This is a genomic window from Photobacterium sp. GB-50 (assembly GCF_003026755.1).
Classification (GTDB): domain Bacteria; phylum Pseudomonadota; class Gammaproteobacteria; order Enterobacterales; family Vibrionaceae; genus Photobacterium.
In genome coordinates, this window is the sequence record NZ_PYNX01000008.1 from 116,857 (window position 1) to 133,090 (window position 16,234).

A 16,234-nucleotide genomic window follows, 5' to 3' on the forward strand; every position below is an offset into this window, starting at 1 on the left:
CTCTCACTTTCAAGTAAAATATCACAGTAACAGTGCCTTGAATTTAAACTTAGATCTTGTTCACAAATATCAGATAAGAAAAAAGCCGAACTCGTCGGCTTTTATCAATATTATTCGTATCCGGTAAGCTCCATAAAGCCTTTTCCTTTATGACTACCACTGACCCGAATAGGTCCTTCCCAATAAGGGAAAATAAAAGGTAACCACTGTTCTCGACGAACAACGGTAGTTTTAATCTTTATGGATTGTGATGGTATCTCGATTTCCCATATTAACGGGAACTGCTTTCCTTTAACGGAAAAATATTTAATCGGTTTCATGCGGATCTGGTGGTTATCAAGCTTAACCACTTTACCATTTTTCCAAGAACGAGAACCAAAAAAGTAAGGCTTTTTACCGTGTTCACGTAGTTGAGAAACCATCAATGCACTGCCATCATCAAGGTGAATAGAGAACCAATCCCATCCCTGCTGCTGCAAGCTAAGCATACTGCTACTCCATTCACGATCAAACCAACCTTGGCCTTTTACGCGATAGGTTTCGCCATCAAGCTCTAGCATCCCTTTTACATTCAAAAAGGGCGCACTGTAATAATAAGAGGCAATATCTAGCAGTGGGTGTTTCCGGCTATAGCCATTATCACCCTGTAAAACTATCGTTCCCGCTTGTGTGATATCTAAAATTGCTTTCATATTATCATCAGCAAATTCAAGCCTACCGGGAAACGGTGAATTATCTTTTGAGCGCCATGTCCAATTATCTAACCATGCTCGAAATGGGTTTAATACCACCCCTGCTTGCCCTATTCCACCGCGGGCAAAACGCTCTGCTCGCCATGTTTTCTTATCAGTTGTGATCACCGCATGTGCCATATACATTTGTGGCGTTTTCCAACCTTTGGTTTCTTCATCCCCCGTCGCCATTCGGAATAATGTCCATTGCAACGCTATTTGCTTGCCACTTTCAGATTCAAGGTTAGTGGTGAAATACCACCATTCAGCACGATATTCAGGATGTGAACCATAATCTTTAGGAAATTGCAGCTTGTTACCTTTCACTACAGGCTCAAAAACATAGTCGGTTGATTGAGTTAGTGATTCCACAGATTTGCTCGGTGGTTTTTGGTTATCGCAAGCATTTAAAAGCAACGCTAACGTTATGGTAACTACAACGCGACAGAGCCATATTAATGACATCTTCATTAGAATGACTCCCTTAAAGACAAGATTGCAGAGCGACGAACCAAACGCCAAACAGGCCACGCTCCAGCCACCAACAAGGCTAATAAGGCAGTACCCAATGTCGTCAAATAATCCACAGGGAAATATTGCACTGGCATTGTCCAACCAAAGGAGTATTTAAGCACCACATCAATTAATAGCTGGGCAAGAAACAAGCCTAGCGGCAATGCTATCAACGACGTCATCACGCCAATAAACAGCAACTGCCCACCACCAAGTAACGCCAATTCTCGTCCTGTCATTCCCATGCAACGTAGCAACGCAAACTGACGTTGACGTGATACTTCTCCTGCTATTGTGGCAAAAAATAAACCACATATCGCAATGAACAAGGTTAAATGTCCCAGTGTTGAGGTCACAACAAACGTGCGATCAAAAACCCCCATCGCCTCTTTCATCAAGGCTGCATTATTACGAATACGTTCAGGTTGTAAACGGAAACGAGCACCAAGATCGGCAAGTAATTTATCTGGGTTTGCGTTCTTATTAAGGTGAATAGCTAATCCAACTTGCCCAGAATGGGGCCAGAAACGCTGCCACTTAGACTGTGAAATTAATACCTGACCATAAGGGTTACCATAGTCATAATAAATACCGACAATTTTCCAACCTTTATTCATCGGTGCGGGCAAATTAATGATATCTCCGACATCCCAATGATTTTTAAGTGCTATAGACTCACTCACCATAACCGAGCGGCTTTTATGCAGTGTCTTCCAATAGTCATAAGTTGTTTTTTTAACGACTAACGCTTTTTTCTCGCCAGAAGTATCACCAATACTCATGACTTGAATAGTACCAGCGTCAGACGGCGTTTCTTTTTGCCAGCTCCACCAAACTTGCGCAACTTCTGGTTGGTCTTGTAACCACTTAGAGATACGTGGTGCCATATTCATTGATGGACGTATATAAATATCAGCGGCTAACCGTTGCTCTAGCCAACTTTCAGTGGTGTTTCTAAAGCTACCCACCATGGTTTCCATACCAATATTTGATGCTAAAGCCAGCATAAATGCCATCGCAGCAACACCTCGATAGCTCAAACTTGCCGCGGCATCATTAAAAAACCATCGTAATTGTGCCGAGCGACAAAGCTTGCCGAGCCATAAAAACAATTTCCACATCAGATATGGCATGAATAAGCCTGAAGCAATCAAGATAAATGCAATCAGCGCAAAGCCAGCTAGTTGTCCATGAGGCAGTTGATAGATGCCAAAGGCAATCAACATGAAGATACCTGAAAACAATGCTTGCCACGCAAATTCTCGACCGCTAAAGCGAATTAAAGACAAATGAGCTGCGAGTCGTGATGGTTGCGATCTCACTAACCGGATCAAAGGCCAAGTACAGGCAAACGCACAACCAAAGAAAGCAATGGCTAAACTTGCCAGTCCCCACATCCAATGCCACTGAATTTGCAAGCTAACGTTAGCACTATAAAGATCATTGAGAGATGCTGCGACACTAGGCAGTAATTGCTGAGCTAATAACAAGCCCAATAAATTACCGCCAATCAAGCCTAAAACAATCCAAGCGATTAATTCAAAAACTAACGCTTTCGCTATTTGTCCACTGGTGACGCCTAATTGACGTAACACACCGACTAAAGGCTGGCGCTGAGCAAAAGATAGTGACATCGCTTGATAGAAAATAAATAACCCAACCACAAACGATAGCATGCCCATTGCAAACAAATTTAAGTGAAATGCATTAGTTAAGGGCTCTAATTTCGCACTTTGTTTACGTTCTAAGGTTAATCCTGGAGGAAGAATATGAGTTAACTTACTTAATTGTTTTCGGCTCATCTCCCCGCAAACAACAGCAGTGAAACCAGAACTTGGGTTCAATTCTCGCAACAATGCAATATCAGCAATCATACGAGGTTGATTCATTCTTTTGTCTTGAATAATCTCGACTGGACCGATTTTTTTTCCAGAATCTAACGTGATCATACTGCCATCAGACAAGCCAATATAATTTGCGAGCTGTTGACCTATCATGATCGGATAAGGTGGACGCATCAATTTCAGCAGTTCTACCTTACCTTCATCTAATCCATTCGAACCTGACACAGACATCATTGTAACGGGATCAATACCTAGCAATTGAAAGTCACGTTGCTGATCAGTCACGATGCGATATTCTTCCATCGGCGAGCAAGTTTTCAATCCTGCTCGGCGCATTTGAATATAAAAACCCTGTGGGACTTTCATCCCCATTTGTACGTGGCGAATGCGATAAGGGAAAGGATTAGAAAAAAGTTGTTCACCTTCGCGGTAACTTTCTTTGGCTTGCTGATTTACGGCCATAACGCCAACAAGTAAGGCAATACCTAACGTTAGGCCTAACCATACAAGAACAATTTGAAACGGGTGACGTCGATAATGCCCCCATAACGCATTAACTACGGGGCGTAACATGAAGTTGCCCTCCCTGCAGACGAACATGGCCTTGCATGTGTGATGCGACTTTCTTACTGTGTGTTACAACAAGTAGGGTGCAGTGAAGTTTTTTTGTGAGAGATAGAAGTAACCGAATAACGGCTTCAGCATTGCGTTCGTCAAGGCTACCCGTTGGCTCATCGGCTAACAGGATCTTAGGCTCCATATAAATAGCACGTGCAATCGCTACACGCTGTTGCTGCCCTCCTGATATTTCTTCAGGATAACGCTCTAACAACGGCATAAGATCTAATGCAGAGATCAATTGACGCCATAACTTATCATCTGACGCTAATCCCTTAAGCTGACGGCAAAATTTAATATTATCAGCAACGGTTAATGTTGGTAATAAATTATATTGCTGGAAAACCAAGCCAATATTATCACGCCTAAAGGCCGTTCGTTCTCGCTCTGAAATAGAATGTATGGGTGTGTTGCCCAGCCAAATCTCCCCTTCATCAGGAGTATCTAGCCCTGCAATTAGGTTTAATAACGTACTTTTACCTGAACCACTTTCACCCATTAACGCAACTTGATCACCGGGTTCAAGATCTAAATTCGTTCCTTGAAGCACAAAATGAAATTCGGAGCCGTCACGGTATCCTTTGCAGAGTCCTGCGAGTCGTAACATTTATATCACCAACACTTGAAATCACATCAACTACTTAAAATTTGAGCAATTGATTAAAATAACTAAATAAATACGTCACGCATTTACGCGGCAAATTTACAGCAAATAGCACTGTCATTAAAGTTATTTCAATTGTCAAAGTCGCGATAAATAGTATCACTTAACTTAAGCAACTTATTATTAACAATCTTAACTTTTATAAAAAAATTATAACTTATACTGTGAATTTGTAACTATGCCTAACGTCAATATATTTTCTGTTATTTCATCTGTTATCATGAATATAAAGACGTTAATTCCAGATTGTATTTACATATCTATGACACTTAGCAACATAAAAATCCGTCGATGTTTTTTAATTACGTTATACTCATCGCCTATTTCATAATCAGTAGCTTGCGAATGTATCAATTAACGTTCTCCCTAGAAGAATTTCTCACCCAATATTGGCAAAAAAAGCCAACCATTATTAAAGGTGGCTTTAAGCACTTTGTCGATCCTATCAGCCCTGACGAATTAGCGGGGCTTGCGATGGAAGAAGAAGTTGATTCTCGCTACATTGCAAAAAAAGATGACCAATGGGAAGTCCTGCATGGGCCATTAACCTTCGATAATACGCCAGAAGAGAATTGGTCGTTCATCGTACAAGCCGCTAATCATTGGCATGAAGGTGCAGCACAATTAGTCACTCCTTTTCGTCAACTTCCAGGCTGGTTATTTGACGATTTAATGATCAGCTATTCAACCCCTGGTGGCGGTGTTGGTCCTCATATTGACCAGTATGATGTATTTATTGTTCAAGGTTCAGGAAAACGTCATTGGCGTGTGGGTGAGAAACGCGATGATTATGAGGAAGAGTTTCGTCATTCGGCATTACGCCAGATTAAAGGTTTTGAACCAATCATTGATGAAGTGTTAGAAACGGGAGATATTTTATATATTCCACCTGGTTTCCCACATGATGGCTATTCTGTGGAAACATCCATGAGCTTTTCTGTCGGTTTCCGTTCGCCTAAAAAACAAGAGTTATTAAGCACCTTTGCTGATTTCGTGATTTCAAATGATATTGGTGATGTCCACTACCACAATCCAGCCCTCTCTACCCGTCGTTGTAATGGTGCAATTTCAGAGCAAGATTACCATGATCTTGAAACCATGATGCGCAGTTTGCTTGATCACCCGCATTTGTTAAAACAATGGATGGGCGAACATTTAAGCCAAAATCGTCACGAGTTAGATATTGTTCCGTCTGATCCTGAGTGGAGTAATGAAGAAACCTATCAATGCTTAATGAATGGCGATAGCTTTAATCGCATTAGCGGCTTACGTGCGTTTTATCATGATGCTCAACCTGAGATCATCTTCATCAATGGTGAACAATACGCATTACCCGATGAATGTGCAGAGACCGCAAAACAGTTTTGTAATGAGCAAGTCGTGACTGCTGAATCTCTAGGCAATGCCATTCATCACCCTGCCGTATTAACGCTACTTACTCAGCTTATAAACCTTGGATATTGGTACTTAGCAGAATAAATAAAGTCATGTTATCAGACTAAAAATGGCCTAAATAAGCGGGAGTCAACCTCTTCTTTTAGGCCGTATATTTAAGCCACTAAATTATTCATCCAACGACGAGAATGTACACGAAATGATGATGCAAACCATTTAATTAGCTCTTCTAAACCTAATAAAGCATAAACCCACTCTATCGGCCAATGTAAAACAAATGCACAGAATGCGGTGACGGGAATACCGATCATCCATTGCGCAATAATATCTTGATAGAAGCAAAACTTAATATCACCACCAGCTCGTAATACACCAACAATCATTACCATTGGAATACTTTTTAACACCAGAATAACTGCAAAAATATCAAAGAAATGATCAGTTAACGCGCGTACATCTTCTGTTAATCCTGAAAATAAGCTTAATAACGGCTGTTTAATTAAAAACATCACACATACCGTTAATAAAGCAAAACCTAAGTTAAGTAACGAGAATGCCCACGCCTTTAAATAGGCTTCATCATTTTTATTGGCACCGAGTAAATTGCCGATAAATACAGCTGACGCATTTGAAATACCGATCAGCATTGCAAGTGACAGTGACTCAATCGGCGTGATCACCGACATTGCAGCAAGCCCATTTACACCTAATTGCCCTATAATCGCATGGTAAACAAAAATTCCCCCCGCCCATGCAAGGTGATTAAATGTAATCGGTAATGATAGTTTAAGAAAACGCTGAATATCTTTTTTATTACAAACAGCTACAACCGTTTGTAAATTAAACGCTAATAAATGTTTTCGCCCATATAAATACGAGGCCAGTAATATCAGTTCAATACCACCACTAAGCAACGTTGCCCATGCAGCACCTTTGATCCCCATCGCTGGCAAACCAAATTTACCAAAAATAAATACCCAATTAAGGAACATATTGGCACTAATACCAATCGCACTAAAAAAGGTACTAACACCGGGCTGGTGCATCGAACGTAAACCCACAGCGATACCAATACCAAATGCCGCGCCGAGTAAGTTAAATGCCGTAATACGTAAATAATCAGAACCTAACGCGATAACTTTTGGCGATTGTGTCGCAAGGCCCATGATCCATTCTGGCGCAAATAAAAACAGTGCCGCTGCGACTGAAGCAAAACAACCGCTGATCATCACGGTTAAGGCTGTTGCTTCTCGTACTCCTTGCTTATTATTCGCCCCCCAATATTGAGCAGTCAACATCGCACCGCCTGTCGAGACGCCAAATAACATAATAATGGCAACAAAAAAGGCTTTACCTGCAATACCAGCAGCGGCTACTTGGGCATTCCCTAACTGGCCTAACATCAAAATATCGACAAGACTTCGACTTGAAAACAACATTGACTGCAACGCAATAGGTAAAGCAATCCAAAATAACGAACGAAGGAAGCCTCGATCAAATTGTTGAAGAATGAGTGTCGGCATTGCAATAATCCCTAATAACAACAATCGATAATATAATAGTTATTATCGTGTAACCATTGGTAAAATTTACTGATAAACTGTCGTGATAAAGCAGAGTAATTATCTAAAATAAAGCATACTGATAGATAATCAATTTGACGTGAAATGTTATGCTAATCGCGAAAATAACTTGATGCCATACCTATTATTCTGAACTTGGTTACAATTAACAAAAATATAAATCTTTATATCTACGATAACTCTTCTTAAGTCACACCATAAGGAAATGGAGCAATGAGGTAATGAAACAAACAATTCTAGTGGTCGGCGCATCAGGCTATGTGGGTAGCCATTTAGTGCCAGAATTGCTAAATCAAGGTCATCACGTTAAAGCCACAGGACGCAACTTACAATTGCTAAGAAAGCGTGGCTGGAATGATCTTGATAATCTTGAATTAATTTACCTTGATCTCAATGATGATAGTGACCTTACGGATCTCTTTCACGGTGTTGATATCGTTTTCTTCCTTGTACATGGTATGAACCATGGTCATGATTTTATTGATTTTGAATTAGACTGCGCGCGCCACTTTAGCCAATATTTAGAACATAGTCAGGTTAAGCAGGTTATCTACTTAGGCGCGCTACAATCTGAAGATGCAGCTTCAACTCACCTGCTAGCTCGTAAAGAAACAGGTAATATTCTTCGCAATAGTGGCAAAACTATCGTCGAATTACGTGCAGGTATCATTATCGGTCCTGGCTCTGCCGCTTTTGAAGTGATGCGCGATTTTGTAAGTCATCTACCTGTGATGCTAACACCACAGTGGGTCAGTTCTCGCAATTCTCCAATTGCGCTTAGAAACTTGTTATTTTATTTAACTGAGCTGATTAAAAAGCCTAATAATGAAAACCTCATTTTTGATGTTGCAGGACCAGAACAACTTACCTACCGCGATCAAATGGTACGTTTAGGTACACTGCTTAATAAGAAAATTCGCGTGATACCGCTTAAATTCTTAAGTCCAGCTATGGCAACTTATTGGCTACGTTTTATTACCTCAGTACCGACCAATATTGCGAGAGCATTGATCAACGGGTTGCAATATGATTTACCAGCTGATGGAAGCAAGTTACAGCAATACATCCCACAAGTCTTAATCAGTTACGATGATGCGGTATCAGAAGCATTAGAGATGAATGATGAGATTATTGATAGTGAGATTTGGGGATTTGACCCTGATGCATTATCGCGCTGGAAATCTAATTATGGCTATTACCCTAAACAAGCGGGCTACACGTTAAAAACCGATGCGAGTGCTGAAGATTTATGGCAACAAGTTCAGCTCGTTGGTGGAAAAGAAGGTTACTTTTTTGCCAACAGTCTATGGCGTATTCGTGAATGGATGGATTCAATGATTGGTGGTAATGCTCTAGAACGTTATCGCCGTGATCCTCAACATTTACAATTGGGCGATCGCATTGACTCTTGGAAGGTGATCAGTCTTGAAGAAAACCATTTCTTATCACTCCTGTTTGGGATGAAAGCGCCAGGTTTAGGACGATTAGAATTTACCATTAATGATCATGGTGATCACCGCTCAGTGGATATTCGAGCATGGTGGCACCCGAAAGGTTTTAAAGGTCTTTTATACTGGTTCGCTATGATGCCTGCACACCTATTCATTTTTAGAGGCATGACATTACAGTTAGTCAAACGTTGTAAAGCGAAAGCGAAAGATGGACAGATTGATACGGTATAACCTTGGCTTTGCTTGTCATTTCTAACAAAACTTATAATCCGTAATAAAAAACGCCCGATAGTGCATGTTATTTCTAACAGCAATATCGGGCGTTTTTCATTTACGGAATGTCACCATCAATAGGTGATATACCGTATTATGCAGCCACTTGTTTTGTTGCACATGTCATTCTGTATGCAGCGATTGGGCCACTGATCAATGTGAACGCAATCAAGATAGAAACCGGGACAGCCGTTATCACAATGAACGATTGCAGTGCATTTAAGCCACCGTCACCTGCAAGCAATAATACCGCAGCAACCACACCCATAGTGATCGCCCAGAACAAACGATGCTTACTATCAGGTTCATTATCACCAGAAACCACCATCGCAATCGAATATGCCATTGAATCACCCGTGGTAACAACAAAGGTTGTCGTCAACACAAGAAACGCAGGTAATAAAATACCGCTTAATGGCAAGTTAGACAGTGATGCTAATAATACCGCCGGTAAACCACCGTCATTCAGTGGGCCAGAAATTACACCCGGTGTTTGTAGCTCAAGGAAAATACCAGTACCACCTAATACAGCGAACCAGAAATTCGTCACGATAGGCGCACCAACCGCAACCGCAAGAACTAAACCACGAATGCTACGCCCTTCTGAAATACGTGCAATAAAGATTGCCATCATCGGTGCAAAACCGATAAACCACCCCCAGAAGAACCATGTCCACCATACATTCCAAGAAGGCTTATCATTCGCTAAGCTTAGCTCGCCAAAATGATGAATGTAATCACCAAACGCGCTACCAAACTCAGTTAAAATAAATTTCGTTGGGCCTAAGAATAGCATTGCTAGTAATAGCCCAAACGCACCAATCACGTTTAAGCGTGATAGCCACTGTAGACCTTTATCCATTCCTGACGCAGCAGAAAGAGAATAAATCGACACAACGACGGCAAGGATCATTAACTGAGATTGAACGTTATTTTCAAGCCCTGTTAGCAACTCTAAACTATAACCTAACTGCGATGCTAGGAAACCAATAGGGCCAATTGTACCTGCGGCAACGGCAATAATTGAGCAAGCATCAATTACACTACCTAACCAATGATCTTCCAACTTCTTTCCAAAGATAGGAAAAAGCAAAGCACGCGGACGTAATTTTACGCCATGTTCATGGTGTGCATACATTAATACAATAGTTGCCAACGTGCCCAATACAGCCCACGCTAAAAAGCCCCAGTGTAAGAACGCTTGACCCAGTGCAGGGTCGACAGCTTGTTGTGTAGATCCAACAACACCTTCAAATGTCGGCGGTGGTGTAATGAAATGGTAAATTGGCTCAGCGGCAGACCAAAATACGCCACCACCCGCTAATAAAGTACACATGATCATCGCTAACCAACGAAAAGTACCGATTGTTGGTTTTTTCACGGTTCCCATCACCTTTTTACCCAAAGGGCTAAAAGCAATGGCTAAAGCAATAAGAAAGTTAACCAGCATTAAGATCTGCCAGCTATAACCAAAAGCATTGGCTGCAGATTCAAAGCTAGTTTGAATTAATGCTGTAAAGCTGGACATATCAGCCAGTGCAGCAAAAATGAATAAGGAAATGAAACCAATAGTTAGAATTGGAACTAGTTTTGCTTCAAAACGAGAAGAATCTGAGTTCAAAGATGTGTTGTTACTATCAGCTATTTGACATGCATTACTTGGCATAAATATCTCACGTTGTTTGTGAGGGACGAGAGATTAGCAGCTAAAAAGCATAAAGACCAGTCAAAAACTCCTTTATTTTCAATAAAAAGACCATGCAATCTATCATTGCATAGCTTTTTAATTGGTAGATCATGACGTTACATATTTATATTACAAATTTTGATTAACGATAAAAAATTGAATATTTATTATACAGGCTGTATTGATAGGATAATAATTACCAAACATCGAAAGTCTTTATTGCTCTAACCATTCCCCATCTGGTATTACAAAATACAGTAGATAATCATGCAGCAATAGCCGTCTATTTGGCAGGTTAACGTCTCTATAATTCGTGGTAATAGGTACAATAATGAGAAAAAGCATCACTTTCACTGCTCACCTCTTCGACTGAGTTTACTCGTCGGCACTGCGATATCACTTAATCGAAGCAAAGAGATCAGCTAATGAAAAATGTTGTCTAATGAAGAAGGGATAAATTCGAATATGTAACAGCAGATTCATCCATAATTAGCTCATAAACAGTCAGTGAGTGAATATGATCAATATGCAGAATTTGTTGCCTAGGTATTAAAAGCTAATCATTCGTTTACTCTAATGGTTCAGAAGCCAATGTCACACAGCCTAACTGCTGCTTAATATATCGCTGGCGCAGTGTTATTTGTACTGTTACACGCGATCGGAATACCAACCGAAACCATCACCGTTCACAAAGTTAAGGCTTTTCGCTCTTCTAACATGTGAAGGATTAGCGAATGCTCTGATTGATAAATCCATTCAGAGAGAGAAATCGATTTTACGTGAAAGGCCAGCCAACGAGACATAGCCCCCATCTGGTTTTGTCATATGAATGAAAAGCGGACTCTTTACCTTGGCTAAAATCAAGTCTAAATCTCGATATAAGCACATATCTAAAAATTTAATCATTAATCCGTTTTTTAATGTATTGCTTAGGCGGTCGTCCGAGGGTTTTTTTAAAGAAAGTAATAAAGGCGCTTACTGATTCGTAGCCTAAATCTTCTGATACTCGCTGTACAGGCTCCCCTGATGACAGTTTTTGCAATGCAATCACAATATGAAGCTGTCCACGCCAATTACCAAAGGTTAATCCTAATTCCTGCTTCACTAAACGCGCCAAGGTTCTTTCACTCATCGCATATTTACTTGCCCATTCACCAACAGTACTGCGATCGCTTGGGTTATTAATGAGCTCTAAAGCAATACTGTGTAATCGACTCTCAGTCGGAATTGGAAAATCAAAATGTTCAGATGGCATGCTCGTTAATTCATCAATCAACACATCCACTAACCTTGCGGTTTTACATTCGGATGTATAGGAGAGATCGGATTCTGTTAAACGAACAATAAGCTCACGTAAAAGTGGAGAAATAGATAATGTGCACGCTTTAGATGGCATTCCAACTACATCTGGATCAACGAATAGCATACAAGTATCGGCATCAGGAGAAACACTATTACTATGAGGTACTTGGCTTGGGATCCAAACTGCGCAATTCGCGGGAACCATCCAGATAGCGTCAGCAATTTTACAACGAACAAAACCACTTAAAGGAAGAACAAGTTGTCCTTTACGGTGTTGATGGACTGGGATTTCTTCATCCTTCTCTAACCCAGATAGGCGCAATGCAACGACCTTTTGTGGATAAAGATCGGAGTCAAACTCAGGGAAATGGATACTGTACTTCATAATTTGTCCGAATTTAGATATCTACTGTCAATATAACTTAATACAGAAAAAATTAGGAGAGGTATTATGTCATTAAAGATTTAAGGAGAGAGCTATGTCACATAAAAATAAAAAAACAGTCCCTAAAGTTGCACGACCAGCATTGGTTATCCTGGGTATTTTACTTATTGCAAGTAACCTACGTGCGCCACTTACAGGATTAGGACCTATTCTAGAGTTCATCTCACAAGATTTAGGTTTAAGTGCAACACAAGCCGGTATGTTAACTACTTTGCCTCTGTTGGCCTTTGCCCTATTTTCACCGGTATCATCTGGCCTTGCACGTAAAATCGGCTTAGAGCCATCTCTTATGATAGCTCTGGTTCTTGTTGGTGGTGGTGTGCTTATCCGTTCCGGTGGCTCAACCTTAATGCTATTTTTAGGTACATGCATTATCGGTATCGGTATTGCGATTGGTAACGTATTACTGCCAAGCTTACTAAAAAGAGACTTCCCAACAAAAGTCACGACTTTGACTGCTGTCTATGTATTAATCATGGGTATTGGCTCAACGTTAAGTTCAAGTACGGCTATTCCAATGATGAACCTAGCAGGTTCAATGGGCATTACGGCAATTCCGCATTGGGCATTTGCTTTAGCAACCGTACTGATCTTCCCTATTATTTCAATTATTGTATGGTTGCCACAATTATCAGGTCACACTCGCCCTTCAGCTGATACGGCTGATATTGATAGCCATAGCTACCTATGGCGTTCAGCGGCAGCATGGCAAGTTACCATCTTTTTAGGCTTAAACTCTTTTATCATGTACATCTTTATCAGTTGGTTACCAAGTATCCTAATTGATAACGGCTACACAGAGAACCAAGCGGGTTACTTACATGGTGTATTACAGCTTTCAACTGCCATACCAGCACTCGTGCTTATTCCACTTATGGCAAAAATGAAAGACAAACGTGCAATGAGCTTTGCGATGGCTGTCTTAGCCTTCATCGGTATTCTTGGCCTACTTATGATGCCGGAACACGCATTAATCTGGGTAATTTGCTTTGGCTTTAGCTGTGGTGGTGGTTTTATTCTTGGCCTGTCATTTGTTGGTATTCGTACTCATGATGCCCACCAAGCAGCCGCACTATCAGGTATGGCACAATGTATGGGTTACTTACTTGCAGCAACTGGCCCTATTATTTTTGGCTCGCTACATGAATCGACACATAGCTGGGAAGCACCACTATATATGACACTTGCCGTCTGTGTGGTATGGGGATTCTTAGCACTGTTTGCAGGACGCTCACACGTTATCGTTCGCTCACAAAGCGGTAAAGATATCGTTATTGATGCACCCGTTCATGAAAATATTCACGAAGAACTTAAACGCGTAAAAAATGAATTAGCGCTAGTGACTGAAGAGCGTAACGAACTTAAAAAAGCATTTAACGCAAAATTATAAAGCTCTCTTAAATTGGCAAGGACGCCAATCTCTTATTACTTACATATCGGCAGGACGCCGATATTTTTTTATCTGCTTAACATACACTTATGCAATAACAGCTTGTAATAACAATGATTGCCGCTAATAGCAGTTAGTTTTAACGTAAGTTTTATTTCTTATGAGTAAACCACAATGAAACTATCTTATCTTCTTACGAGTGTTGCTCTTTTTTCTCCCCTTGCACTAGCAGAATCTACGCAATCACAGCCACAACAAAACGTATTTTATATCCTTGCTGTCACCATCATCTTTTTGATCGCCCTTGCATGTTACCGTGTAACTAAAAACAAAGCACGCAAACATAAACCGGAGATACCTTCATTCATACACCATCTCATTGGTTTTGTGATCGGCTTTATTTGTTTCTATGCCTTATTCTATTTTCTTGGGTTTTGTTTTTAATTCCATCCATCAATAGGCGAATAATAAGATGTCATATACCATTAAATTTGCGCACTATGGCTAGTGTTCTTACAGGAATTATCTCTTTTACTCTTTCATCATCTAACCTAATAATAAGAAAGCAACGTGTAATTCACACAATCTACTGACATAACATACAATAAAGTCTATATCCTCAAAGAGTTAGTTTTGCTAACGGCACAATACAGTGCGTCACAGAGGAGATAGTATGAAAGGAATAACCATCGCGAGTGTTTTACTTGCCACCGTATTACTCACTGGATGTAATCAGCAACACGATCACCAAATCCACGGTACATTAACTCACGTCGGCATTGCCACTGACTTCGACTTAAACAACACCCCAGCAGTCAGTATTATCTTGTCAAAAGACACCGAACATTACTTAACTATTTCACTAAATCAACACAGCCTTCAAACCTTACTTGCAGGTCAAAATACCCAAAACTTCAATCAAAAAAATAAAAATATTGATGCCAACTTAACTTGGGATGGGCATTATATTATCGATAAAGCACGAGCATCAGGTATCGTGTTAGATCTAGAATATATTAATAAAACAACACATAGTGCAAAAATTCACTACACCGCCACACTTGTTAACGCCAAGAAAGAAAGCAATAAAACTATAGAGCTTAGTGACTCATTCACTTTAGCTGCTGATGATCTGAAGGTAATCCAAGAACTGAGTTCCAAGCCAGCCAGCTAACTAGATGAAATAACAAATTTAATTGGTAATTGATTAAGGATTTTAACAAGGTGATGGGATATTAATGGACATCGTCGTGTGAACACGTATGATCAGCGCCAATCTATTGAATCCCATATTGGAATAGCATTTTGATTAGAGAAAATGTATTTACCTCATACGAAAATTGGACAAAACCTTTCGTATCAGAAGTCGCTGAAATCATTAACCTACTGAAAGATCATGGCTATGATGCAAAGAAGTTAGCGTTAGTCACTGGTTTGCAAGAGAAGAATGTAAGTAGCTGGACAGCGAAATACAAAAAAGAACCTTTCAATGTGTCGACTATTCCATACCCATGTTGGTGTTTCTTAGCGGCATTAATTGGCAAACAAAGCATTGCAACTAATGGCAAAGTGATCCCAGTTGAGGATATTCGTCGCGTATTACGCTTATTCAAACCATCAGCATTTGGTGCTCGTAATACTTTTGTATGCCCAACCAACGAACAATTTGCCAAGCTAATTGATAGCGGCCTATTTGAAGAAATGACAGCGCAGAATATTTGTGAATTATTTAGTTGGAACCCAAGTAAGTTTGTTGAAAGCATTCAAACAGGCAAACTCCCTTTCCTCAATTGGTGTTTAATCATCATGATGTTAGGAATTAATATTCAAAAAATGGTACTTAAAGACTTAGAAGCCCCATTAGAATACGTACCAGAATAAACTTCGTTTAGTCTTCAAATTCTAGCAAACGACTGTTTTACCACAGTCGTTTTTTTATTCTTAAAAACCATTAACTTATTAACAATCAGAATCTTATCTTTTAAGCATCTTACCCAACCCACCTAACACAATCGCACTAACAACAACATTTACAGCAAAACCAATGCTTATTAATAAAATAGTAAGTGGATTGCAGATATAACTGCTGGTATAGGTACTACACATTGCGCCAACTTCTATCGTAAAGAACGACCATGGCAAAGCTAAATACAAAAAGACGATATGGTTTTCATAAAACAAATGATTAAGATCCGTACTTACGTACAGAGATAAAAACCAAATTATGCCGTAAATAATAGGCACCATAAATGCGATAACAAAAATCCGTTTTCTATTCATTGACCGATTCTCCTTTTCATATTCCCAACACCAGTTTAGCTGCATATTTTCGATTATG

Annotated in this window: 12 protein-coding genes; 5 read left to right on the forward strand and 7 right to left on the reverse strand. The window is 40.1% G+C overall.

Features of this window, described 5'->3' with window-relative positions:
* Positions 1–110: 110 nt before the first annotated feature.
* The 3 genes from C9J41_RS12390 to C9J41_RS12400 are packed head-to-tail and all read right to left on the reverse strand — an operon-like array spanning position 111 to position 4,313.
* Positions 111–1,202, reverse strand: coding sequence for a lipocalin-like domain-containing protein (locus C9J41_RS12390; RefSeq protein ID WP_107294646.1), 1,092 nt, complete (start codon positions 1,200–1,202; stop codon positions 111–113).
* Positions 1,202–3,661: an ABC transporter permease gene (locus C9J41_RS12395; protein ID WP_107294647.1), complete on the reverse strand. Its 2,460-nt coding sequence runs from the start codon at positions 3,659–3,661 to the stop codon at positions 1,202–1,204. The genes C9J41_RS12390 and C9J41_RS12395 overlap by 1 nt, the downstream gene beginning before the upstream one ends.
* Positions 3,642–4,313 (reverse strand): ABC transporter ATP-binding protein, encoded by a 672-nt coding sequence (locus tag C9J41_RS12400; protein WP_105060132.1) that lies wholly within the window; start codon positions 4,311–4,313, stop codon positions 3,642–3,644. Before C9J41_RS12400 ends, C9J41_RS12395 begins: the two co-directional genes overlap by 20 nt.
* A 402-nt stretch (positions 4,314–4,715) precedes the next feature.
* Here C9J41_RS12400 and C9J41_RS12405 point away from each other — a divergent pair, with 402 nt between their 5' ends.
* Positions 4,716–5,849 carry a cupin domain-containing protein gene (locus tag C9J41_RS12405; RefSeq protein ID WP_107208236.1) on the forward strand — a complete coding sequence of 378 codons (1,134 nt, stop codon included), beginning with the start codon at positions 4,716–4,718 and terminating at the stop codon, positions 5,847–5,849.
* 71 nt (positions 5,850–5,920) lie between these two features.
* On the opposite strand, the gene C9J41_RS12410 is transcribed toward C9J41_RS12405, so the two are convergent.
* Positions 5,921–7,288, reverse strand: coding sequence for an MATE family efflux transporter (locus C9J41_RS12410; RefSeq protein WP_107208235.1), 1,368 nt, complete (start codon positions 7,286–7,288; stop codon positions 5,921–5,923).
* A gap of 281 nt (positions 7,289–7,569) precedes the next feature.
* Here C9J41_RS12410 and C9J41_RS12415 point away from each other — a divergent pair, with 281 nt between their 5' ends.
* Positions 7,570–9,030 (forward strand): SDR family oxidoreductase, encoded by a 1,461-nt coding sequence (locus C9J41_RS12415; protein WP_107208234.1) that lies wholly within the window; start codon positions 7,570–7,572, stop codon positions 9,028–9,030.
* A gap of 136 nt (positions 9,031–9,166) precedes the next feature.
* On the opposite strand, the gene C9J41_RS12420 is transcribed toward C9J41_RS12415, so the two are convergent.
* Together C9J41_RS12420 and C9J41_RS12425 are read right to left on the reverse strand one after the other, a co-directional pair.
* A complete protein-coding gene (locus C9J41_RS12420) occupies positions 9,167–10,738 on the reverse strand; it encodes a BCCT family transporter (protein ID WP_107294648.1) in 1,572 nt (523 codons plus the stop codon).
* A gap of 919 nt (positions 10,739–11,657) precedes the next feature.
* A complete protein-coding gene (locus C9J41_RS12425; RefSeq protein WP_107290769.1) occupies positions 11,658–12,446 on the reverse strand; it encodes a helix-turn-helix domain-containing protein in 789 nt (262 codons plus the stop codon).
* 94 nt (positions 12,447–12,540) lie between these two features.
* Between C9J41_RS12425 and C9J41_RS12430 the strand changes: the two genes are divergently transcribed.
* The 3 genes from C9J41_RS12430 (at position 12,541) to C9J41_RS12445 (ending at position 15,777) form a co-directional block, all read left to right on the forward strand.
* Positions 12,541–13,896, forward strand: coding sequence for a CynX/NimT family MFS transporter (locus C9J41_RS12430; protein ID WP_107288013.1), 1,356 nt, complete (start codon positions 12,541–12,543; stop codon positions 13,894–13,896).
* Between the two features lie 673 nt (positions 13,897–14,569).
* Positions 14,570–15,070, forward strand: a complete 501-nt coding sequence (locus C9J41_RS12440) for a hypothetical protein (RefSeq protein ID WP_107290768.1) — start codon at positions 14,570–14,572, stop codon at positions 15,068–15,070.
* 131 nt (positions 15,071–15,201) lie between these two features.
* On the forward strand, positions 15,202–15,777 hold the full coding sequence (locus C9J41_RS12445; RefSeq protein ID WP_107288015.1) for a hypothetical protein: 576 nt from the start codon (positions 15,202–15,204) through the stop codon (positions 15,775–15,777).
* A 93-nt stretch (positions 15,778–15,870) separates the two neighbouring features.
* Here C9J41_RS12445 and C9J41_RS12450 read toward each other — a convergent pair whose 3' ends face one another.
* Positions 15,871–16,176: a hypothetical protein gene (locus C9J41_RS12450; protein WP_107208227.1), complete on the reverse strand. Its 306-nt coding sequence runs from the start codon at positions 16,174–16,176 to the stop codon at positions 15,871–15,873.
* Positions 16,177–16,234 lie beyond the last annotated feature (58 nt).